This is a genomic window from Stenotrophomonas sp. YJH_SMC_123, from assembly GCF_059368215.1.
In genome coordinates, this window is record NZ_JCAFRM010000002.1 from 105,511 (window position 1) to 128,081 (window position 22,571).

Sequence of the window (22,571 nt, forward strand, 5' to 3'; positions counted from 1 at the left end):
TCAAAATGGGGTCGGATCCGTTTTCCTACGGAAAACGGATCCGACCCCATCGGCATGTCCAACAGATCGCGGAAAACTGTCGAAGGCGGGGTGGGTCCGGTGGCGGGAGTGTCCGCGGCATGGATGCCGCGGCCAAGCCCCCAAGGATGGGTTTACGGCGTCTCCCGCCACCGGACCCACTCCACCATCCCACGGAATGCACGCTGTTGCTGTTGCTTCGGCCGTTGCCCCTGCAGGTGCAGGGCTGCAAGCCCTGCCGAACACTCCTCAACTCTCGCAGTTGGCGAACACGTCGCGGTCGCGTTCGTACAGCGAGGTCTTCACCTGCATCAGGCCCAGCACCGACGGGAACAGGTTGTCATGGTCGGTATACGCCGCCGAACGCTTGCGCACGCACTGCAGGTCCAGCCCACGGCTGCTGGCGAAGCCTGGCGAGAACCACATCGTCATCGGTACCCGGGTCTGCTCGGCCGGGGCGATGGCGTAGGGCACGCCGTGCAGGAACAGGCCCTTCTCGCCCAGCGACTCGCCGTGGTCGGACAGGTAGATCATCGCCGTGTCGTAATCCTGCATGCCCTGCAGCGTGCCGATGGTCTTTGTCAGGAAGTGATCGGTGTACAGCACGGCATTGTCGTAGCTGTTGGTGATCTCTTCGCGCGAGCAACGGCCAATGTCACGGGTATCGCAGGTCGGGGTGAAACGGCGGAATGCGGGCGGATAGCGCTCGAAGTAGGCCGGACCGTGGTTGCCCAGCTGGTGCAGCACCACCACCCGGTCGCCGGGCCTGGCGCGTACCTGGGTGGCCAGGTCCTGCAGCAGGATCTCGTCCATGCAGCGGCCATCGGCGCACAGGCCCGGCGTGGTGGCATCGGACAGCGACTGGAAGTCCAGGCCTTCGCACACGCCCTTGCAGCCGGACTGGTTGTCACGCCACAACGGTGCGATGCCGGCACGGTTCAATACGTGCAGCAGCGACTGGTGCGCGCGGATCTTCTTCTCGTCGTAGTCATGGCGGCCCCACGGCGAGAACAGGCACGGCAACGAAACCTCGGTGCTGGTGCCGCACGAATGCATGTCCGGGAAATTGATCACGCTGGCCTGCGCCAGTTCCGGGGTGGTGTTGCGGCCACCGTTGAGCCCCCAGTTCTGCGCACGCACGGTCTCGCCCATGACGATCACCAGCAGGCGCGGCTTGCTGGCCGGCGCGCGCGGGGTGGCCTTGGCATCGGTGCCGATCGGCAGCTTCGGCGCGCGCTGCACCGGATTGTCGCCACGCAATGCACGCGGCATGCCCAACAGGACATTGGCCGGTGTCGCGAGATAGCGCACTTCACGCTGGTTGCGCATCAGTGCCGAGACATCCTGGAACGAGATCAACGCGCCGCCGACAGCCGTCACTGCCGCCACCACCAGGAAGCCGACGCGCCAGAGCAGGCTGCGGCCCCAGCTGCGGCGGCGCAGCTGCACGCGCCACAGCACCACCATCGGCAGCACTGCCAGCAGCAGTACCGGCCACAGCAGCGATACCGTCATCAGCTCGCGGCTTTCCTTGGGGTCGGTCGCCAGCACGTTGCGCAGCATGTCCGCATCCAGGTAGATGTGGTAGCGGCTCATGTAGTGTGCGGCGAATGCGGTCACCAGCAGCAGCAGGCTGATCACCACTTTGGCGTTCCAGCGCCAGACCAGGATGCCCAGCAGCACGCCGTGCGCACCCAGCAGCAACAGCAGCAGCGACAGCGCGTAGCGCAGGCTGCCCGGATGGCTGGCCATCGCGCTGTGCCAGAACAGGCCGTTGCCGGCCACCGCGAAGAACAGGCTGGTGAACGCGATCAGTGCTTCGGTGGACAGCTGTGGCCGCCAGTGGCGAAGACCCGCCAGCGCAGAAGCGCGGGCGGGGCGTTGGACCGATGCACTCATGCGTTTGCCTCCTGGCGGTTGGGACGGTCCAGCTGAGGGCGGATCAGGATGCCTTTGACGATCAGGTACAGGCCGAGTGACAGCAGCCAACATATCAACGCGGTGGCAACGTCATGCGAAAGGAAATGCGCGCCGCGCAGCTGCTGGCCGATGCCGAACACCAGGCCGGTGCCGAGGCCGATCCACAAGCCTGCCCAGCGCCACGACGGGCGCCACAGCAGGGCGAAATAGTACAGGCACAGCCACGCATAGCCTGCGCTGGCGTGGCCGGCAGGGAAGCAGGCCTGTGCGGCCATGCCGGCCGGGCGCTGCGTGAAAAGCCCGATATAGGGCTGATGGCCACCATAGCGCAGCAGGTCCCAGGGACATTCCATCGGCACCAGGGTCTTCAGCAGGGAGATCACGCCCGTACCCAGCGCCATGCCAATTACGACATAAAGCAGCGCCCATCGCAGGGTGCGATCGCCCCTCTTGCGCCAGTGGTGCACGCACAACAGGATCGCGACCAGCGCCGCCGACGTGCTCAGCCACTTGCCGGCCTTGTGCACCACCGTGCGGGTGACCCAGGCGTCCTGCAACGCCCAGTGGCCACCTTCGAGGCGGAACAGGTGATCGGCCACCCATTGATCACCGCCGAAACCCATCAGCAGCGTAAACACGGGCAGACCGATTGCGACAGGCAGCCAGAAGTGAGTTACGGCGAATCTTGACGCCAGTGGTGATGTCGCAAGCGGCGCTGCCGCATCAATGGGACGAACGGGCATGCTGGGAAGGGGCGGTTCGGGAATCCGCGCTCATGCTCGTCACCTCGATGTCGGAGAAGGGTCGGACGCCCGTTCGCGCCGGGTTAATGAGTCCCCGGCGCGCGTCACCGTTCAGTCTTCTTCGGCGGTCGATCCGGTGCGCTCGGCGTGGCACTTCGGGTCCCAGGCCGTACCGGGAAGCAGTTGCCAACGATTCCTGTTGGCAATGCCGATGTCGATCACCTTCGCCGGGTCCACGCAGGGGCTCATCGCATCGTCCAGCACCAGCACCCAGCGCTTGCCCGGCGCCTCGGCCAGCCACGGGCCGGCGTCATGCCATTGTTCGGCCCAGGGGCGCTTGAAGCCGAACTCGCGCACCGGCCGATCTGCCTGCAGCAGGTTCTGTTCGCGCCAGGCGACCAGTGCCAGCTCCGCGTCCGGGCCGATCCGCGCGCCCACCCGGCGCATCACCGCCGACGCTGATGCGTACGGATCCAGCGCCGAGATCAGCACCAGGCCGTAGAGCATCCACAGCATGCCGTGGGTCAGCAACACCAGCGTTGCGGCACGTCGCACCCGCAGCCACACGATCAACGTGGCCAGGGCAATGGCAAAGGTCAGCAGGCCATCTCCCAGCACCGGCAGCAGCGAATCGGGCATCGCCCGCCGTTCCAGCTGCGCCAGGGCCCACGGATGTTCGGTCATCAGCATCACGCCGAGCACGCCGGTGGCCAGCATCAGCACCACGGTGTAGCCGAACAGGTAGCGCCGCACGCAAAGCCGTCGCAGCAGGCCAGGCAACAGCGGGGCCACCGCCAGCGCCATCGCCGGCAGCATTGGCAGCACATAGACCTCGCGCTTGCCGGGGCTGGCACTGAAGAACACCAGCACCAGCAGCGCCCAGCCCAACAGCAGCCATTGCCGGCAGTCACCACGGCGGATGCGGCGCCACCAGGGTTTGAACAGCATCGGCAGCAACAGGCTGCCCGGCAGCCACAAGGTCAGGATCACCTGCAGGTAGTACCAGACCGGCTGGCGGTGGTGCCAGGCGTTGGCGTAGCGGGTGCCGGTCTGCTTGAACAGCAGTTCGTGGGCGTAGGACTGCAGGGACGCGCTGGGCTCATGCAGCAATGCCCAGCCCAGCGGGGCAAGCCACACCGCCACGCCCAGCAGGAAGGCCGGGATCAGCCACAGCAGCGTTGCCGGGTGCGGACCGTCCACGCTGCGCCCGCGGCGGCGCTGGTACAGCCACCAGCCGAACCACGGCAGCACCATCAGCAGCGGCAGGAACCCCACGCCCTTGGTCACCGTGCCGAGGCCAGCGGCGAAACCGGCCAGCCACAGCGCGGGCAGGTTGCGGCGCTCGCACAGGTGGCGCATCAATCCCCACAGGGCCACCGTGGTCATGCCGACCAGCACCATGTCGATCTGCGCGCGCTTGGCCATCAGGCCGAACTGCAGGGTGCAGAACAGCGCCGCGAGGGCGTACAGGGAATGCCGCGGCGACCACAGCCGCCGTGCCAGGTCCGACACCAGCCACAGGCTGAGCAGGGCGCCCAGCAGCGACGGCAGCAGGAACGACCATTGCCAGCTGCCGACCACCTCGTAAGCGGCCGCCTGCAGCCACATGAAGACCGGCGGCTTCTCCGCGTACAGCTCCACGCCCCGGTGCGGCAGCAGCCATTCCCCACTTTCGACCATGGTACGGGCCGCCAGCACGAAGCGCGGCTCGTCCGGCGGCTGCGGCTGGCGCAGGCCGATACCGGCGGCCAACGCGGCGATGATCAGCAGCCACAACAGGGGCAGGCGCCAATGGCGGGGCAGGGCTACGGGCACGGCAGGCTCCGGGAGCAAAACCGCCACTCTGACGTGGCTGGGGTAGGAAAGGCGTCGGAGCGGGCGCAGGGCGACCGCATTCCGACATGGTCGGCGCTACCATGGTACGAACTTCCGTGGATCTTTCGTGCATGCGTCTGTTGGTGATCGAGGACAACCGCCAGCTGGTGGCCAACCTGTTCGACTATTTCGAGTCGCGCGGGCACGTGCTCGACGTGGCCCCGGATGGCATCACCGGCCTGCACCTGGCAGGCAGCCACCCCTACGATGCGGTGATCCTGGACTGGATGCTGCCGCGCATGGAGGGGCCGGAGGTGCTGCGTCGCCTGCGCGCCGAGCACGCGTCGGAGGTGCCGGTGATCATGCTGACCGCGCGCGACGAGCTGCCGGACAAGATCGCCGGCTTCCGCGCCGGTGCCGACGACTACCTGACCAAGCCGTTCGCCCTGCCCGAGCTGGAAGTGCGGCTGGAGGCGCTGCTGCTGCGCGCGCAGGGCCGCAATCCGCGCAAGCGCCTGCAGGTGGGCGACCTGGTGCTGGACCTGGCGACCCTGGAAGCCCAGCGTGGTGGCCAGGTGCTGCACCTGTACCCGGCCTGCCGCAAGCTGCTGGAAGTGCTGATGCGCGCCAGCCCCGGTGCGGTCACCCGCCAGCAGCTGGAGTTCGCCCTGTGGGGCGACGAGCCACCGGATGGCGATCTGCTGCGCTCGCATGTCTACGAGCTGCGCCGCAGCGTCGACGGCCCGTTTGCCGACAAGCTGATCCATACGCTGCCGCGGGTGGGCTATCGGTTGGCGCTGATGGACGCTGCCGACGCAGGCAGGAATGCTGATGAGGGCGCGTAAGCCGGGGCCGCTGTACCGGCGGGTGGTGTGGTGGTTGCTCGGGTACCTGGCACTGCTGTCGATTGCAGTGTTCAGTGTCGGCAACTACGTGCACGAACACGCCGAGCACGCCGCGTGGCGCGCGCTGCTCAATTCCGAACTGGACAGCATCGTCGAGCATGTCGAGCACGAACCTCACTATCGCTGGCAGGACTCGGACACGCTGAGCCTGTACCGCTTTGACGCAGTCAATCTGCCAGAGAGCCTGCGCTCCCTGCATCCTGGGTTGCATGACGGAGTGATGGTCAAGGGCCGCGAGACGGCGGTGATGGTCCGTGAAACGCAGTCGATGGGACGGGTGGCGCTGGCGCTGGACATCTCCGATTTCCATGACCTGGAACAGTTCGCCACGCGCTGGGTGATGCTGGCCGGGGTGATCATGATCTTCGTCACCGTGCTGATGGCGTCGTTCGGCATGGAGCGGATGGTGCGTCCGTTGAGCCTGCTGGCACAGCACATTGCCGGGCTGCGGCCGGGCGTGCAGGGCCAGCGTATCGAAGTCGATCCGCGCGGCAGCGCTGAGCTGCATACCATCGCCGGTGCGTTGAACGACTATCTGGACCGCAACGAGCAGTTCGTCGAGCGCGAGCGGGTCTTCATCAGCACCGCCAGCCACGAACTGCGCACGCCGATCGCGGTGATGACCGGTGCTGCCGAGCTCGCGCTGGAGCAACCGGGCCTGCCCGAGCGCGCCCGCCAGCAGATGCAGCGGGTGTTGCGCACAGCGCAGAGCGTGGAGCAGCTGATCGAGCTGCTGCTGGTGCTGGCGCGTGATCCGGCACGCCTGGCCGCGCGTGCCGAGCGCATCGCCCTGGACCAGCTGCTGCCGGAGATCGTCGACGACCATCGCCACCTGCTCGGTGACAAGGACCTGAGCATCGGCATCCAGGCGGCGCCGGTGGATATCGTTGCGCCGATGGCAGTGGTGCAGGCGGCGATCGGCAACCTGCTGCGCAATGCCATCGAGAACAGCGGCCGCGGCCATATCGAGCTGCAGCTGAGTGCGTCGGCGGTGCTGACGCTGCAGGACCCAGGGCATGGCATGAGCCCGGAGGAGATTGCCGCCATCCACGCGCGCATGGCCCGTGGCGGACGCGCCGATCGTGGCAGCGGCATCGGCCTGGACCTGATCGCGCGGCTGTGCGAACACCTGGGCTGGACCCTGCAGCTGCAGCCCTGCGAACCGCGCGGAACGCGTGTCACGCTCGATTTCAGTGCCTCGCGCCCGGCCTGATCCGGCCGTCCTGGTAGATGCCAACCTTGGTTGGCATGCGGCCCGTCGACCAAGGTCGACGCCTACCCACGCAATGGCTGTTCGCATTACCGCCCGTTCGGCCGCGCCACGTGCTGGTCGATCAGGATCACGTTGCCGTCGGGATCGGCCAGCTGCAGGTAGCCGGTCCCCTGGCCATCGGGGTCAGTGCGGACTGCCAGTTCGATGCCCTTGGCATCCAGTTCCGCCTGCAGTTCACGCACATCCTGGAAGTGGGGCAGCTCCTGCCTGTGCTGGTCCCAGCCGGGGTTGAAGGTCAGCAGGTTGCCCTCGAACATGCCCTGGAACAGCCCGATGACCGTGCCGTTGCTGCGCATTACCAGCCAGTTCTGCGTGGGATCGCCACCGGTGACCGAGAACCCGAAGGCTTCGTGGAACGCGCGGGAGGCGGCCAGGTCCTTCACGGACAGGCTGACAGAGAACGCACCAAGCTGCATGGGCCTGCTCCACAACGGTGATGCCGTAATCGTCGTCAATGCAGGGGAAGGCGACAAGCAGCGCAGCATGACCAGGCGTGAAGACAATGTTAATCTCGACCTGCGCCGCTCCATGCGGCGCTTTTTTTTCTCCGCTCTTTCGATCGACAGAGGATCCCATGCCGACCGAACCCGCTACCGCCCTGATCAGCAACGACATCGTTGGACTGGGCCTGATTGCCGCCACCCTGGCCCTGATCTTCTGGGCCGCCAGTGGTCCGACCCCGTTGTTGAAGAAGATCTTCGCCTGGGTGCCGGCACTGCTGCTGTGCTACTTCATCCCCGCCATCTACAACACCGCCGGTGTCATCGATGGCCACAACACCTCGCTGTACAACCCGGTCGCGCGCGACGTGCTGCTGCCCGCTGCGCTGGTCCTGCTGACACTGTCGATCGACCTGAAAGGCGTCATCAAGCTCGGCCCAAAGCTGCTGATCGTGTTCTGCGCCGGTACCGCCGGCATCATGCTCGGCGCCATCGTCTCGTTCCAGCTGATGAAGCTGATCCATCCGGAAACGGTGGCCGGTGATACCTGGGCCGGCATGGCCGCGCTGGCCGGCAGCTGGATCGGTGGCGGCGCCAACATGGTGGCCATGCGCGAGGTGTTCGGCACCGATGCCACCACCTTTGGCCAGTTCGCGGTGGTCGACGTGGCCTGCGCCAGCCTGTGGATGGCGATCCTGCTGTTTTTGGCCAACCGCGCGCAGCAGATCGATACCCGCAACGGTGCCGACACCCGCGCCATCGACGAGATGAAGGCACGCATCAGCGCCTACGAGGCACAGAACGCGCGCATTCCCAGCATGACCGACCTGATGGTGATCGTTGGCGTGGCATTGGGTGGCGTCGGCCTGGCCCATGCCATCGCCGCGCCGTTGTCGGGCTGGTTCAAGGCCAATGTCAGCTGGGCCAGCCAGTTCAGCCTCGACAGCCAGTTCGTCTGGGTGATCCTGCTGTCCACGGCGATGGGCCTGGGCCTGAGCTTCACCCGTGCGCGCCGGCTGGAAGCCGCAGGCGCTTCGCGGCTGGGCACGGTGTTCCTGTACTTCCTGATCGCCTGCATCGGCATGCAGATGAACCTGCTGTCGCTGCTGGATCGGCCGTGGCTGTTCCTGCTTGGCGCGATCTGGATGGCCACGCACGTGCTGGTGCTGTGGGGGGTAGCCAAGCTGCTGCGCGCGCCGCTGTTCTTCTTCGCGATCGGTTCGCAGGGCAACATCGGCGCGGCCGCCTCGGCCCCCGTGGTGGCCGCAGCCTTCCATCCGACGCTGGCGCCGGTGGGCGTGCTGCTGGGTACGGTGGGCTATGCCACCGGCACCGGGCTGGCGTATGTCACCGGCCTGATTCTGAAGTGGATGGCCGGCGCCTGAGTCCTGGCCGGACGATCCTGTTGCGGGTTCGCGGCGTGCGCCGCGAACCCGCTCTGCCCGTGTAGAGCCGAGCCCGCGCTCGGCTTTCTTTTGCCTGCTGAAAGGCAGGCCTGGCCCTCAGCAGCAGCGCCCGCCGTTGCGCCCGCCGTAACGCGCTTCCTGGCGCTCGCGGAAGAACGTCTTGTAGTCCATCGGCTCCTGGTCCGGGTGCTTATCCAGCATGTGCCGGACGTAATTGTCGTAATCAGGAATGCCACAGCACAGTCGTGCGGTCTGCACCAGGCGCCGCCAGATGCGGCGGTGCGCCTGGTACTGGCCGGCGGGAACCAGTTGCGTGCTCATCACAGATCCACCATTTCATGCGGCTTCAGCGCCACGTACGGGGTCTCGCGGTCGCTGCGCTGCGGGTTGCGGCGTGCCGCCAGGATGGTCTTGATCGAATACACCAGCACCGCGCCGACCACCAGCAGGAACAGCGCGGTCAGGCCGGTGTTGACGTAGGCGTTGACCACGATCTGCTTCATCTGCGCCACCGACTTGGCCGGTGCAGTGATCGTATCGCTGGCGAGCGCGGCCTGGAACTTGTGTGCCTGCGCCAGGAAACCCTGCGCCGGGTTGCTGTCGAAGATCTTGATGAAGCCGGCGTAGGTGGTGCAGATCAGCAGCCACACCGCCGGTACCGCAGTGACCCACGCATAGCGGTCACGCTTCATCTTGAACAGCACCACCGTGCCCAGCATCAGCGCGATGCCAGCCAGCATCTGGTTGGAGATGCCGAACAGCGGCCACAGCGTCTGGATGCCGCCGAACGGATCGACCACGCCGGTGTAGAGCAGGTAGCCCCACAGCGCCACGCAGCCGGCGGTACCGATGATGTTGGCGGTCCACGACTCGGTCTTCTTCAGGGCCGGCACGAAGTTGCCCAGCAGGTCCTGCAGCATGAAGCGCCCGGCGCGGGTACCGGCGTCCACCGCGGTCAGGATGAACAAGGCTTCGAACAGGATCGCGAAGTGGTACCAGAACGCCATCATCGCGTCGCTGCCACTGGGAATCGCTTCGTGCAGGATCTGCGCGATGCCTACCGCCAGCGTCGGTGCACCACCGGCGCGGTGCAGGATGGTCGGTTCACCAATGGCGGCCGCGGTCGCGGTCAACTGCTCGGGGGTAATGGTGAAGCCCCAGGTGTTGGTGATGTAGTGCGCCGCCGAGGCTGCATCGGCACCGATCACGGCGGCCGGGCTGTTCATCGCGAAGTAGATGCCCGGATCGATGATCGAGGCCGCCACCAGCGCCATCACCGCCACGAACGATTCCATCAGCATGCCGCCGTAGCCGATGTAGCGCATGTGCGCTTCATTGGCCAGCAGCTTCGGCGTGGTGCCGGAGGAGATCAGTGCGTGGAAACCGGAGACCGCACCGCAGGCGATGGTGATGAACAGGAAGGGGAACATGCCGCCCTTCCACACCGGGCCATCACCGCTGGCGGCGAACTGGGTCAGCGCCGGCATCTTCAGTTCCGGCATCACCACCAGGATGCCGATGGCCAGCGCGATGATGGTGCCGATCTTGAGGAAGGTCGACAGGTAGTCGCGCGGGGCCAGCAGCAGCCACACCGGCAGCACCGAGGCGACGAAGCCGTAGCCGATCAGCATCCAGGTGATCTGGGTGCCGGTGAAGGTGAACGCCGGCCCCCACACCGGGTCGGCGGCGACCTTGCCGCCGTACCAGATCGCGGCCAGCAGCAGGATCAGGCCAACCACCGAAATCTCGCCGATCCTGCCGGGGCGGATGTAGCGCATGTACACGCCCATCAGGATCGCGATGGGCATCGTCGCGATCACCGTGAACATGCCCCACGGGCTTTCGGCCAGCGCCTTGACCACCACCATCGCCAGCACCGCCAGGATGATGATCATGATCAGGAACGCACCGAACAGGGCGATGGTGCCGGGTACCTGGCCCATCTCCTCGCGCACCAGGTCACCCAGCGAGCGGCCGTTGCGACGGCTGGACAGGAACAGCACCATGAAGTCCTGCACTGCGCCGGCCAGTACCACGCCCACCACCAGCCACAGCAGGCCGGGCAGGTAGCCCATCTGCGCGGCCAGCACCGGGCCGACCAGCGGGCCGGCGCCGGCAATGGCGGCGAAGTGGTGGCCGAACAGCACGTGCTTGTTGGTCGGCACGTAGTCCAGGCCATCGTTGTTGATCACCGCCGGGGTGGCCCGGGTCGGATCCAGCTGCATCACCTTGTTGGCGATGAACAGGCTGTAGAAGCGGTAGGCGACCAGGTACAGCGAGACCGCGGCCACCACGATCCACAGTGCGTTGATGTGCTCGCCGCGGCGCAGGGCGACGGTGCCCAGACAGAATGCGCCGAGCAGGGCGAGTGCCGCCCAGCCCAGTTTGGAAAACCCTTTCATGAGGTGCTCTCTCCCGGAAAGACAGTCAAAGAGTCCTGCTTGCCCACGACAGGGTCAATTGGCACAGGACGAATCGGCGGTAGTACTTTGGTCGTACGACGGTGGCGCTGACGTGCAGCCAACATCAGGGATGGAACAATTGGTTGCGGTGCCATCCATTGGCGTACGGCCATGTGGCGTCCATCTTCAGGGGCATCCATCCCACAGGAGTCGCCATGAGCCTTCCCGAACCGGTCCGCGTGCTGCGCACCATCCGTGGCATGCCCACCTCCGACGGTGCCGGCGTGCGCCTGACCCGCGTCATCGGCGGCCCGACGCTGCCGGACCTGGACCCGTTCCTGCTGCTCGATGAATTCGGCACCGACCGGGCCGAGGACTACATCGCCGGCTTCCCGGAACACCCGCACCGCGGTTTCGAGACCGTCACCTACATGCTCGACGGACGCATGCGGCATCGCGACAACCATGGCAACGAAGGCCTGTTGACCCCGGGCAGCGTGCAGTGGATGACCGCTGGCCGCGGCCTGGTGCACTCGGAGATGCCCGAGCAGGAAAGCGGGCAGATGCGTGGATTCCAGCTGTGGGTGAACCTGCCGGCGAAGGAGAAGATGACCGAGCCGAAGTACCAGGAGTTCGCGCCCGAGCGCATTCCCGTGGTGCAGCCGGCAGCCGGCGTGGAAGTGAAGGTGATCGCCGGCTCGGTCGACGGCACCCGCGGCCCGATCGTGCAGCCGGCTACCGAGCCGCTGTATCTCGACATCACGTTGGCGCCCGACCGGGCCTGGACTTACACGCTGCCGGAAGGCCACAACGCCTTTGCCTATGTATTTGAAGGCGGACTGACGGTGGGTGAACAGGACGCCGCCCGTGATGTTGCGCGCCAGGAGCTGGCGGTGCTGGGCGGCGGCGAACAGCTGCATGTTTCGGCTGGCAGCGAAGGCGCGCGGCTGATCCTGGTGGCCGGCCGTCCGTTGCGCGAGCCGGTGATGCGGCACGGCCCGTTCGTGATGAACACGCGGCAGGAACTGATGCAGGCCTTCGTCGATTTCCAGGAAGGCAGGTTCTGAGGTAGTGCCGGCCGCCGGCCGGCACCTGCTTTTGATCAGGACCGAAGGGTTTGCCGGCCGGCGGCCGGCACTACCTGCCGATCGAGGTGCATTGCGGGGATGCTGCCAGGCAGTCATCCCCGTCACCTTCAGCGCCCGGCGGCCACGGCCGAAGGGGTCAGGCTCATGCCCTGCGCCAGCTGCTGCAGTGAGCTCAGCTCCTGCGCGCTGTCCGGATACAGCGCAATCTGCGCGTAACGCCCTTTGTCGATCTTGACCACGCTGATGCGCCGTTCGGCGTAACCCGGCGGTTGCTGGCCGCCCAGGTCGGGCTGGTACCAGTACAGCGATTCACCGCCGAAGCTGCCTTTTTCCTGGCGCAGCGAGCGGCTCAGCGGAATGGCGGGGTCACGCGCGCTGAGCATCAGGCTCAGTACTTCGCGGCCATCAGGGGTGCTGGCGCGGCAGACCAGGAAATCGGCCTGCACCTGCTGCTGCCACTGCAGGCCGCTGCTGGCTGGCAGCGAAGGACATTCGGACGGCGCCTGCGCGGCGGCCTGGGCCGCAGCGAACAGCAGGCTCGACAAGATGACAGGCACGAACTTCATGCATCCCCCAAGGTGATGAGTTGTTTGGCTCCGCCAGCAGGGCCGGCGGCCGTGGCATCCCATCCCCGGATGCCGCCCCATCCGGCATGTGCACGGACGGTCAACTCAACCTTAACGGAACGTGAGCAATCGCACAATTCGCGGTTGCAGACGTAACCATTGCGGCCGAGGGTGGGCCGCAATGGGAGCCGCGTGGATCAGCGGTCGCTGCCGATCCACTTGTAGATCAGGCCGCCGATCGCGCCGCCCAGCAGGGGAGCGACCCAGAACAGCCACAGCTGGCTGACTGCGCCGCTGCCGGCAAAGAAGGCCACGGCGGTGGAGCGGGCCGGGTTCACCGAGGTGTTGGTGACCGGAATGCTGATCAGGTGGATCAGGGTCAGCGACAGGCCGATCGCCAGCGGGGCGAAACCGGCCGGTGCCTTGCCGTGGGTGGAACCCATGATCACGATCAGGAACACCGCCGTCAGCACCACTTCGCACAGGAAGGCGGCTGCCACGCTGTAGCCGCCGGGCGACAGCGCGCCATAGCCATTGCTGGCGAACGCACCCGCCTGGCTGCCATCGATGGCGAAGCCACTGGCGCCGGAGGCGATCTGCAGCAGGATGAAGCCGGCCAGCAGGCCGCCGGCAACCTGGGCGATGATGTAGGGCACCAGATCCCTGGTCGGGAAACGACCACCGGCCCACAGCCCGACGCTGACTGCCGGGTTGAAGTGCGCGCCGGAGATATGGCCGAACGCATAGGCGCCGGTCACCACGGTCAGGCCGAAGGCCAGCGCCACGCCGAGGAAACCGATACCCAGCGGATTGCCGTCGCCACCGAACTTGGCGGCCAGCACCGCACTGCCACAGCCACCCAGAACCAGCCAGAACGTGCCGAGGAACTCGGCGGACAAGCGTTTACCCATGCTCATGTGTTGCACTCCTTTGACGGCCGAAAGTGTGATTTATGTCACATTTCAATGATCAGCGGGTGACTGTAGCGTCAACGCCGGGTGCAGGGATACACCTTCAGATGTGTGCAACACGCGATGTTCAGTACTGCGGAAGTGGGATGAATTCCTTGTCGTCGCCCGGAATGGTGCCGAAGCGGCCGGCTTCCCAGTCGTGCTTGGCCTGCTCGATGCGCTCCTTCGAGCTCGACACGAAGTTCCACCACAGGTGGCGCGGGCCATCCAGCGGCTCGCCACCGAACAGCATCGCCTTCACCGGCGTCTTCGCGCGCAGGCGGCCGCGTGCACCGGCTTCGGGGATCACCAGGTGCTGCGCGGGAATATCCACGCCATCCAGCTGCGCGTCGCCCTCGAGGATGTACAACGCGCGCTCTCGGTGGCCGTCGTCGATATCGATTTCCGCATCGGGGTCGAGATCGATTGCCACGTTGAGGGTGTCGGCGAACACCTTCACCGGCGATTCCTCGCCGTACGCACGGCCGGCGATGACCCGCAGCCACGCGCCGTTGCGACGCTGCTCGGGCAGGGTGGCAGCGGCATGGTGGTAGAACGCCGGCTCGATCTCTTCATGCGACTTCGGCAGCGCGACCCAGGTCTGCATGCCGTGGATCGGGTTGTCGTGATCGCGGTCCGGCTGCGGCGTGCGCTCGGAATGGGCGATACCGCGGCCGGCGGTCATCCAGTTGACGTCACCGGGACGGATCACCTGATCCGAACCCAGCGTGTCGCGGTGGCCGATCGCGCCCGACCACAGGTAGGTGACGGTGGCCAGGCCGATATGCGGATGCGGGCGCACGTCGATGGCGGTGCCGGGGTGCATGAGTGCCGGGCCCATCTGGTCGACGAACACGAACGAGCCGATGCTGCGCGCCTGCAGGGTGGGGACGGCGCGACGGACTTCCAGGCCGCCGATGTCGTGCACGCGCGGGGCGATGATGGTGGTCATGCGGGCGTTCTCGCTGGCAGGGATCAGGTGGTGAGCATCGCATGCAGCTGTGACGGGCACATGCCCCGTATGGGTAACAGGGTGTTCCAGCCAACGGCGCAGCCCCTCGTGGCTGGTTGCTTGGTCGCTGAAGGCAGAAGCAAAAGCAGAAGCCGCGCTTGGCCGGGCGGGTGGGTGGCGCAGGACACGCCGTAAACCCCGCTCCGCGGTCCGGCCCAGCCGCCGGCGGCTGGGCGTTCGGGCGCTTGCAAAGCAGTGCTTCGCAAGCAAAGCGCCCTCACCCATGGGGGCTCGATGGCGCCATCCATGGCGCCAACGGTCCTGCGCCACCCACCCGCCCGGCCTCTGACAGTTTCCGTGTGCGTCCAGCCACGGAGAAGAAAAAAGAAAATCAAAATCAAACGCCGGTCGCTTCGCTCCTGGTGTCGACCAAGGTCGACACCTACCAGCCATCGCAGTTCAGCAACCGTCACCGGGAAACTGTCTGGGTGGGGCGGTGTGGGCTTGCAGGACCGTTGGCGCCATGGATGGCGCCATCGAGCCCCCATGGATGGGTTTACGGCGTGTCCTGCAAGCCCACACCGCCCCGCCCGCCTAACAGAAAAGCCAGAGCCGGCTGTTGCTCCGGCTCTGGCTTCGGCGGTTGCCTCTGCGGGTGCCGGGCCGCAGGCCCGGCCGATGAACTCAGACCACCGGTTCGCGCAGGACGGGGTTGTCCCAGCCGGGGCGCGGCGCGAAACGGTCGCCATGGCGCTGCTGCAGCGCCTTCAACCGCTCGACGATCGCATCGGCACCGACCGCACGGATGTGCTGGATCGGACCGCCGCGGAACGGTGCGAAACCGGTGCCGAAGATCACGCCGGCATCCAGCAGGTCCGCGTCGGCCACCACGCCCTCGTGAAGGCAGGCCACCGCCTCGTTCAACAGCGGCAGGATCAGGCGGTCCTCCAGATCGGCCGGGGCCTGGTAGTCGCTGGCCACGTCCGGCTTCTTCGGCTTGCCGTTCTCCCAGGTGTAGATGCCCTGGCCATCCTTCTTGCCGCGCTTGTCCGGTTCCACCGTCTGCAGTGCGGCCGGGATCTGCAGGCCCAGGAACGGCGCCAGTTCGCGGCCGACGCCGGCGGCCACGTCCAGGCCCACGGTATCGATCAGTTCGATCGGGCCCATCGGCATGCCGAACTTCACCGCGGCCTTGTCGATCACCGGGCCCGGAATGCCCTCGGCATACGCGGTGGCCGCTTCCAGCATGTACGGGAACAGCACGCGGTTGACCAGGAAGCCCGGGCTGCCGGCTACCGGCACCGGGAACTTGCCCAGCGCCTTGCAGAACGCGGCCAGGCGGCGCTCGGTCTCCGGCGCCATGCCGTCGTGATGGATGATCTCCACCAACGGCATCTGCGCTACCGGGTTGAAGTAGTGCAGGCCCGCGAACTGCGCAGGGCGCTGGATGTGGTCGCGCAGTTCCACCAGCGGAATCGACGAGGTGTTGGTGGTCAGCAGGGCGTCCTGCTTCATCTTCGGCTCAAGCGTCTGGTACAGCGCACGCTTGGCTTCGGGGTTCTCGATGATTGCCTCGATCACCAGGTCGGCCTCGGCCACGCCGTTGCCTTCCAGGTCGGCACGCAGGCGCGCGGCCACGGCCGGGCGCTTGCTCTCGTCGCGCACCTTCTTGGCGAACAGCGCCTGCGCGCGTTCCATGGCCGGGTCGATGAAGCGCTGCTCGCGGTCCTGCAGGGTCACTTCGAAGCCCTTGTAGGCGGCCCACGCGGCGATGTCGCCGCCCATCACGCCGGCGCCGACCACGTGCACGTGGCGGATGCCGGAATCACCGCCACCGAGGCCCTTCAGGCGTTCGGTGAGGAAGAAGATACGGATCAGGTTGCGCGCGGTCGGAGTACTGGCCAGCTTCACCACGGCACGCCGCTCGGCGTCCAGGCGGGCCTGGATCGGCTTGCCGCCACTGCGCTGCCAGGTGCTGATCAGTGCGTACGGCGCCGGGTACTGGTCCTTCTTCGCCTTGCGGGCGACCTGCTTGACCATCTGCGGTGCCAGCAGCGTGCGTGCCAGCCAGGTGTTGGTGGCCCAAGCCGTGGCGCGCTGCTTGAACGGGCGGGTGGTGCCGGACAGCGCCAGTGCAACGGCCGCGTCGAGCACCACCGCCGGTGCCACCACCTTGTCGACCAGGCCGATGCCACGCGCGGCCGAGGCCGACAGGGTGCGGCCGGTCAGCATCATGTCCATCGCTGCCGGGGCGCCCACCAGGTGCGGCAGGCGGGCGCTGCCACCCCACCCCGGGAAGATGCCCAGCTGGGTTTCCGGCAGGCCGATGCGGGTGCTGCTGTCATTGGAGGCCACGCGATAGCGGCAGGCCAGGGCAAGCTCGGTGCCACCGCCGAGGCAGTGGCCGTGGATGGCCGCCACGGTCGGGCAGGGCAGCTCGGCCAGCTTCTGGTAGGTGGCCTGGCCACGCCGGATCGCGTCGTTGACGGTGCCGCGACGGTCGAATTCCTGGAACTCCTTCAGGTCGGCACCGGCAATGAAGCCGGCCTTCTTCAGCGACTGGATGACCACGCCCTTGGGCGGGTCCAGGGCAATGCGCTCAAGCAGGTCGCCCAGTTCCAGCAGCACGTCCTGCGACATCGCATTGACGCTGCTGTCCTGGCGATCCAGGGAGAGAACCACCACGCCGTCGTCGCGGATCTCGGGGTGCCAGTGGCTGAAGCGGAGACCATCGAAGCCTGAGAGCATGGACGTTCCATCCGGTTGTGTATGGAGAAGCGGCTATGATCCAGAGGTTGTTTCCCCCGCGTCAAATCCCAATAGCAGGGGAGTGGCGCCCCCGGATCCATGGCCGTGGACCGGGACGCTAACCGAATGGTGGTTAAAAGCTGGTGCGGCGCCAGGTGATCGGCGACTGAACTTTTCCCGGGATTGGCAGTCTCATTGCCCGACGTCGGTTGGGCTGACAGGAGTGCGGCCCCTCATGGCCGATGTTGATACACCTCAGGAGCTGGATCTGGAGCTGGTCCGGCGCGTGCAGCACGGCGAGAGTGCCGCGTTCGATGTCCTGGTGCGCAAGTACCAGCATCGGGTCGTGGCCCTGGTCGGTCGCTACATCGCCGACTGGAGCGAATGTCAGGACGTCGCCCAGGACACTTTCATCCGTGCCTACCGCGCGATCGGGAGTTTCCGTGGCGATGCCCAGTTCTCAACCTGGTTGCATCGAATCGCCGTGAATACCGCCAAAAACTACCTGGCTTCACACAATCGTCGTCCGCCGACCGATGACATCGACATCGGTGACGCCGAGCAGTTCGACAGCGGTACCCGCCTGCGGGACACCGACACGCCCGAGCGCGAGTTGATGCGCCAGGAGCTGGAACAGACGGTCATGAAGGCCGTCAACGCGCTGCCGGAGGAACTCCGGTCGGCGATCACCCTGCGCGAGGTGGAAGGCCTGAGCTACGAGGATATCGCGCAGAAGATGGGGTGCCCGATCGGCACCGTGCGTTCCCGGATCTTCCGGGCGCGCGAGGCGATCGACACCGAACTCCGGCCGCTGTTGGACATCGGCAGCGCCACCCGTGAGAAGAGCCGCGTATGACCAGTAACCCGTTCAACGAATCGCAGAACCATCAATCGCCCGCCGGGCAGCGCCTGGACCAGCGCCATCGCGAGCAGCTGTCGGCCCTGGTCGATGGCGAGCTGGGTGCCGATGAAGCGCGCTTCCTGCTGCGCCGGATGGAACACGACCCCGAACTGGCCGGCTGCCAGGAGCGCTGGCAGCTGCTGGGCGACGTGATGCGCGGGCAGGCCCCGGCGTTGGCACCGGCCGGCTTCAGTGCCGCCGTTGCGGCCGCCATTGCGGCAGAGCCGACGCCGCAGGCCGAGCCGCGTCGCCAGGTGCGTCGCAGTGGCTGGCGCGCCTGGGGCGGCGGTGCTGCGCTGGCCGCATCGGTCGCCGCGGTCGCCCTGTTCATCGGCGGCGAGAAATTGAAGGAGGCGACGCCGGGTGAACCGCTGGCGCCGCAGGTGATCGCCAGCCAGGCGGAACTGGCACCGGCCGCGCCCACCCCAGTCACCGAGGCTTCGGTGGACACGGCCGCGGTGGCCGTGGCTGCTGCGCCGGCCGTAGCGATGGCCGCGGCGGGCCGCCGCCAGGACGCCCGCCGTGCCAGCGCTACGCGCAGCCAGCAGGCCGCGCGTGCCGCCCAGCGCGACGACACTTCGCAGCGCGCCATCGCGGCCGTGCAGGCACCGTTGACCCCGACCGTGCCGGCCAACGCCAACCGCAACCTGCCGTTCGGCGAGGTCAGCGGGCTGCAGGCCCGGCCATGGCCGCGCTCCAGCCTGGCGCCCGCCGCTGGCGGCGCGCTCAATGCCAGCTTCCCGGCCCACGCCGGTAGTGCCGCGTTCTATCCGTTCGAGCCGCGCCTGCAGGATGACCTGCCGGTGCCGCCGCGCCCGCGCGACTGAGCCGGGCGCCTTCACGCCCCGCCGTCGGCGGGGCCCGTATTCCTCTTTCCACCCGACCCGGAGGTTGCCGTCCGATGACTCCCCGACTCCGCACGCAGGCCATTGGCCTGCTGGCCCTGACCCTTCCCCTGGTGGCCTGCGCACAGGCGCCGGCGCCCGTCGCGCAGACCCAGCCCGCGCCAGCCGCGGCCGCGCGGGCACCGGCGCAGCCGCTGGTCAGTGGCCTGCCCGACTTCACCAACCTGGTCGAACAGGTCGGCCCGGGCGTGGTCAACGTCGATACCACCATCGTCCGCAACAACCGCCAGGCCGCGCGCGGCCCGATGGGCGACGATGACATGCCGGAGTTCTTCCGCCGCTTCTTTGGTCCCGACTTCCCGATGCCGGGGCAGGGGCCGGGTGGGCCAGACGGTGGCCCCAGCATCAAGGGCCGTGGCATGGGTTCGGGCTTCATCATCTCGCCCGATGGCTATGTGCTGACCAATTACCACGTGGTGGCCGACGCCAGTGACGTGAAGGTCAAGCTGGGCGACAGCCGTGAGTTCACCGCCAAGGTGGTGGGCAGCGACCAGCAGTACGACGTCGCCCTGCTGAAGATCGACGGGAAGAACCTGCCAACCGTGCGCGTGGGTGACTCCAACAGCCTGAAGCCGGGGCAGTGGGTTGTCGCGATCGGCTCGCCGTTCGGCCTCGACCATTCTGTCACCGCCGGCGTGGTCAGCGCCGTCGGCCGCAGTACGGGCGGCCCCGACCAGCGCTATGTGCCGTTCATCCAGACCGACGTGGCGATCAACCAGGGCAATTCCGGTGGCCCTCTTCTGAACACCCGCGGCGAAGTGGTCGGCATCAACTCGCAGATCTTCTCCGCGTCCGGCGGCTACATGGGCATCAGCTTCGCGATCCCGATCGACCTGGCGATGAGCGCGGTCGAGCAGATCAAGAAGAGCGGCAAGGTCACCCGCGGCCAGCTCGGCGCGGTCGTGGAGCCGATCGATTCGCTGAAGGCGCAGGGCCTGGGCCTGCCGGACAGCCGTGGCGCCCTGGTCAACCAGATCGTGGCCGGCAGTGCGGCCGCCAAGGCCGGCGTGCAGGTGGGCGACGTCATCCGCTCGGTCAACGGCAGCCCGGTCAACAGCTGGTCCGACCTGCCGCCGCTGATCGGTGCGATGGCGCCGGGCAGCAAGGTGAACCTGGTGGTGTACCGCGACGGCAAGCCGCATGACCTCAGTGCCACGTTGACCGCCCTGAGTGAAGACGGGCAGGCCAGTGCCCGCGGGCCGTCGGCCGGCGGTGCCGAGGCGGCGCCGCAGACCGGGGCCAATGCCCTGCTGGGGCTGGACGTGAGCGACCTGAGCGCAGCTCAGCGCAAGCAGTTCGGGCTCAACGGCAACGAAGGCGTGCGCATCACCGGGGTCAAGGGCCAGGCGGCGCGTGATGCCGGCCTGTCGCCGGGCATGGTGATCCTGCAGGTCGGCCGCGTCGCGGTCGGCAGCGTGGATGCCCTGAACCGGGCGCTGTCCAGCTTCAAGAAGGACGACGTGGTCATGCTGCTGGTCCGCACGGCCAATGGCAACAGCGCCTTCGTGGCGGTCAAGGCCGGCCAGTAGGGCCTGCCGGGGCCGCTCCGGCGGCCCCTGGGCCTCCCCCGAAGCCCCGCCCCGGCGGGGCTTCGGTCGTTCCGGGCCGGTGCCCGGCAGCCGGTTTTCGCGGCCGGGCGCTGGGCGTGCGATAATCGACCGTTACCCTGACGACGCCGCGCGCCGCCGCCACCTATGTCTTCTGATTCGATGCGGAACATCCGCAACTTCTCCATCATCGCCCATGTCGACCACGGCAAGTCCACGCTGGCCGACCGCATCATCCAGCTCTGCGGTGGCCTGCAGGCCCGCGAGATGGAAGCGCAGGTGCTCGATTCCAATCCGATCGAGCGCGAGCGTGGCATCACGATCAAGGCGCAGTCGGTGTCACTGCCGTACCTGGCCAAGGACGGGCAGACCTACCACCTGAACTTCATCGACACCCCCGGCCACGTCGACTTCTCCTATGAAGTCAGCCGCTCGCTGGCCGCCTGCGAAGGCGCGCTGCTGGTGGTCGATGCGGCGCAGGGCGTGGAAGCCCAGTCGGTGGCCAACTGCTACACCGCCGTGGAGCAGGGCCTGGAAGTGGTGCCGGTGATCAACAAGATCGACCTGCCCACCGCCGACATCGAGCGCGCCAAGGCCGAGATCGAGGCCGTGATCGGCATCGATGCCTCCGACGCCGTGCCGGTCAGTGCCAAGACCGGCCTCAACGTGCAGGACGTGCTGGAAGCGATCGTGCACCGCATTCCGCCGCCGGCGCCGCGCGACACCGACAAGCTGCAGGCGCTGATCATCGACTCGTGGTTCGACAACTACCTCGGCGTGGTGTCGCTGGTGCGCGTGATGCAGGGCGAGATCAAGGCCGGTGACAAGCTGCAGGTGATGTCGACCGGCCGCAACCACCAGGTCGACAACGTCGGCGTGTTCACGCCGAAGCGCAAGGTGCTGCCGGCGCTGCGTGCCGGTGAAGTGGGCTGGGTCACCGCCAGCATCAAGGACGTGCATGGCGCGCCGGTCGGCGACACCCTCACCCTGGCCGGCGACCCGGCGCCGAAGCCGCTGCCGGGCTTCCAGGAAATGCAGCCGCGCGTGTTCGCCGGCCTGTTCCCGGTCGATGCCGAAGACTACCCGGACCTGCGCGAAGCGCTGGACAAGCTGCGCCTGAACGATGCCGCGCTGCGTTTCGAGCCGGAAAGCTCCGAGGCGATGGGCTTCGGCTTCCGCTGCGGCTTCCTGGGCATGCTGCACATGGAAATCGTGCAGGAGCGCCTGGAGCGCGAATACAACCTGGACCTGATCAGCACCGCGCCGACGGTGGTGTATGAGGTCCTGAAGACCGATGGCTCGATCATCAACATGGACAACCCGGCCAAGCTGCCGGCGGTGAACCAGGTCGAGGAAATCCGCGAACCGATCATCCGCGCCAACGTGCTCACCCCCGAGGAGTACATCGGCAACATCATCAAGCTGTGCGAAGAAAAGCGCGGCAGCCAGATCGGCATCAACTACCTGGGCAGCCAGGTGCAGATCAGCTACGAGCTGCCGATGGCCGAGGTGGTGCTGGACTTCTTCGACAAGCTGAAGTCGGTCAGCCGCGGCTACGCCTCGCTCGATTACCACTTCGTGCGCTTCGACGCAGGCCCGTTCGTGCGCGTGGACGTGCTGATCAATGGTGACAAGGTCGATGCGCTGTCGTTGATCGTGCACCGCAGCCACGCTGACCGACGTGGCCGCGAGCTGTGCGAGAAGATGAAGGACCTGATCCCGCGCCAGATGTTCGACGTGGCCATCCAGGCCGCCGTCGGCTCGCAGATCATCGCCCGCACCACGGTCAAGGCCATGCGCAAGAACGTGCTGGCCAAGTGCTATGGTGGCGACGTTTCGCGCAAGAAGAAGCTTCTGGAAAAGCAGAAGGAAGGCAAGAAGCGCATGAAGCAGGTCGGACGCGTGGAGATTCCGCAGGAAGCGTTCCTGGCCGTCCTGCAGATGGACAACAAGTAAGGCCCGCACCGGCCCTGCGGGGCCGGTCGTCTGGTG

Annotated in this window: 18 protein-coding genes; 8 read left to right on the forward strand and 10 right to left on the reverse strand. The window is 67.1% G+C overall.

Annotation, left to right across the window (positions count from 1 at the left end; genetic code table 11):
* Positions 1-267 precede the first annotated feature (267 nt).
* From AC5P5W_RS05340 to AC5P5W_RS05350, 3 genes are all read right to left on the reverse strand, one after another.
* Positions 268-1,917, reverse strand: coding sequence for a phosphoethanolamine transferase (locus AC5P5W_RS05340; protein WP_075075619.1), 1,650 nt, complete (start codon positions 1,915-1,917; stop codon positions 268-270).
* A complete protein-coding gene (locus tag AC5P5W_RS05345) occupies positions 1,914-2,681 on the reverse strand; it encodes a phosphatase PAP2 family protein (protein WP_197575496.1) in 768 nt (255 codons plus the stop codon). The genes AC5P5W_RS05340 and AC5P5W_RS05345 overlap by 4 nt, the downstream gene beginning before the upstream one ends.
* Positions 2,682-2,792: 111 nt before the next feature.
* Positions 2,793-4,496 (reverse strand): ArnT family glycosyltransferase, encoded by a 1,704-nt coding sequence (locus AC5P5W_RS05350; RefSeq protein ID WP_197575494.1) that lies wholly within the window; start codon positions 4,494-4,496, stop codon positions 2,793-2,795.
* Between the two features lie 131 nt (positions 4,497-4,627).
* On the opposite strand from AC5P5W_RS05350, the gene AC5P5W_RS05355 reads away from it, so the two are divergent.
* Together AC5P5W_RS05355 and AC5P5W_RS05360 are read left to right on the forward strand one after the other, a co-directional pair.
* The gene (locus AC5P5W_RS05355) at positions 4,628-5,341 is read left to right on the forward strand and encodes a response regulator transcription factor (protein ID WP_014648011.1); all 714 of its coding nucleotides are present in this window, start codon (positions 4,628-4,630) and stop codon (positions 5,339-5,341) included.
* Positions 5,328-6,614: a sensor histidine kinase gene (locus tag AC5P5W_RS05360; RefSeq protein ID WP_032958989.1), complete on the forward strand. Its 1,287-nt coding sequence runs from the start codon at positions 5,328-5,330 to the stop codon at positions 6,612-6,614. The genes AC5P5W_RS05355 and AC5P5W_RS05360 overlap by 14 nt, the downstream gene beginning before the upstream one ends.
* Positions 6,615-6,700: 86 nt before the next feature.
* On the opposite strand, the gene AC5P5W_RS05365 is transcribed toward AC5P5W_RS05360, so the two are convergent.
* A complete protein-coding gene (locus AC5P5W_RS05365) occupies positions 6,701-7,090 on the reverse strand; it encodes a VOC family protein (RefSeq protein WP_197575492.1) in 390 nt (129 codons plus the stop codon).
* 158 nt (positions 7,091-7,248) lie between these two features.
* On the opposite strand from AC5P5W_RS05365, the gene AC5P5W_RS05370 reads away from it, so the two are divergent.
* Positions 7,249-8,499, forward strand: coding sequence for a DUF819 family protein (locus AC5P5W_RS05370; RefSeq protein ID WP_053496043.1), 1,251 nt, complete (start codon positions 7,249-7,251; stop codon positions 8,497-8,499).
* 117 nt (positions 8,500-8,616) lie between these two features.
* Here the strand turns inward: AC5P5W_RS05370 and AC5P5W_RS05375 are convergent, their stop codons facing one another.
* Both AC5P5W_RS05375 and AC5P5W_RS05380 read right to left on the reverse strand, forming a co-directional pair.
* A complete protein-coding gene (locus AC5P5W_RS05375; protein ID WP_032958992.1) occupies positions 8,617-8,841 on the reverse strand; it encodes a YbdD/YjiX family protein in 225 nt (74 codons plus the stop codon).
* Positions 8,841-10,922 (reverse strand): carbon starvation CstA family protein, encoded by a 2,082-nt coding sequence (locus AC5P5W_RS05380; RefSeq protein ID WP_014648006.1) that lies wholly within the window; start codon positions 10,920-10,922, stop codon positions 8,841-8,843. The genes AC5P5W_RS05375 and AC5P5W_RS05380 overlap by 1 nt, the downstream gene beginning before the upstream one ends.
* Before the next feature lie 215 nt (positions 10,923-11,137).
* On the opposite strand from AC5P5W_RS05380, the gene AC5P5W_RS05385 reads away from it, so the two are divergent.
* The gene (locus AC5P5W_RS05385) at positions 11,138-11,989 is read left to right on the forward strand and encodes a pirin family protein (protein WP_014648005.1); all 852 of its coding nucleotides are present in this window, start codon (positions 11,138-11,140) and stop codon (positions 11,987-11,989) included.
* A gap of 128 nt (positions 11,990-12,117) precedes the next feature.
* Here the strand turns inward: AC5P5W_RS05385 and AC5P5W_RS05390 are convergent, their stop codons facing one another.
* The 4 genes from AC5P5W_RS05390 to AC5P5W_RS05405 form a co-directional block, all read right to left on the reverse strand.
* Positions 12,118-12,576 carry a hypothetical protein gene (locus AC5P5W_RS05390; RefSeq protein WP_014648004.1) on the reverse strand — a complete coding sequence of 153 codons (459 nt, stop codon included), beginning with the start codon at positions 12,574-12,576 and terminating at the stop codon, positions 12,118-12,120.
* A 197-nt stretch (positions 12,577-12,773) separates the two neighbouring features.
* A complete protein-coding gene (gene aqpZ, locus AC5P5W_RS05395; RefSeq protein WP_053496518.1) occupies positions 12,774-13,493 on the reverse strand; it encodes an aquaporin Z in 720 nt (239 codons plus the stop codon).
* A gap of 121 nt (positions 13,494-13,614) precedes the next feature.
* Entirely contained in the window at positions 13,615-14,478 is an 864-nt protein-coding gene (locus AC5P5W_RS05400) for a pirin family protein (RefSeq protein WP_005410608.1), read from the reverse strand.
* Between the two features lie 684 nt (positions 14,479-15,162).
* On the reverse strand, positions 15,163-17,226 hold the full coding sequence (locus tag AC5P5W_RS05405; RefSeq protein WP_197575407.1) for a 3-hydroxyacyl-CoA dehydrogenase NAD-binding domain-containing protein: 2,064 nt from the start codon (positions 17,224-17,226) through the stop codon (positions 15,163-15,165).
* A 235-nt stretch (positions 17,227-17,461) separates the two neighbouring features.
* Here AC5P5W_RS05405 and rpoE point away from each other — a divergent pair, with 235 nt between their 5' ends.
* The 4 genes from rpoE (at position 17,462) to lepA (ending at position 22,535) form a co-directional block, all read left to right on the forward strand.
* Positions 17,462-18,082 carry an RNA polymerase sigma factor RpoE gene (gene rpoE, locus AC5P5W_RS05410; protein ID WP_014038091.1) on the forward strand — a complete coding sequence of 207 codons (621 nt, stop codon included), beginning with the start codon at positions 17,462-17,464 and terminating at the stop codon, positions 18,080-18,082.
* The gene (locus AC5P5W_RS05415) at positions 18,079-18,954 is read left to right on the forward strand and encodes a sigma-E factor negative regulatory protein (protein ID WP_126411249.1); all 876 of its coding nucleotides are present in this window, start codon (positions 18,079-18,081) and stop codon (positions 18,952-18,954) included. Before rpoE ends, AC5P5W_RS05415 begins: the two co-directional genes overlap by 4 nt.
* Before the next feature lie 74 nt (positions 18,955-19,028).
* The gene (locus AC5P5W_RS05420) at positions 19,029-20,561 is read left to right on the forward strand and encodes a DegQ family serine endoprotease (RefSeq protein WP_014648000.1); all 1,533 of its coding nucleotides are present in this window, start codon (positions 19,029-19,031) and stop codon (positions 20,559-20,561) included.
* A 180-nt stretch (positions 20,562-20,741) separates the two neighbouring features.
* A complete protein-coding gene (gene lepA, locus AC5P5W_RS05425) occupies positions 20,742-22,535 on the forward strand; it encodes a translation elongation factor 4 (RefSeq protein WP_032958997.1) in 1,794 nt (597 codons plus the stop codon).
* Positions 22,536-22,571 lie beyond the last annotated feature (36 nt).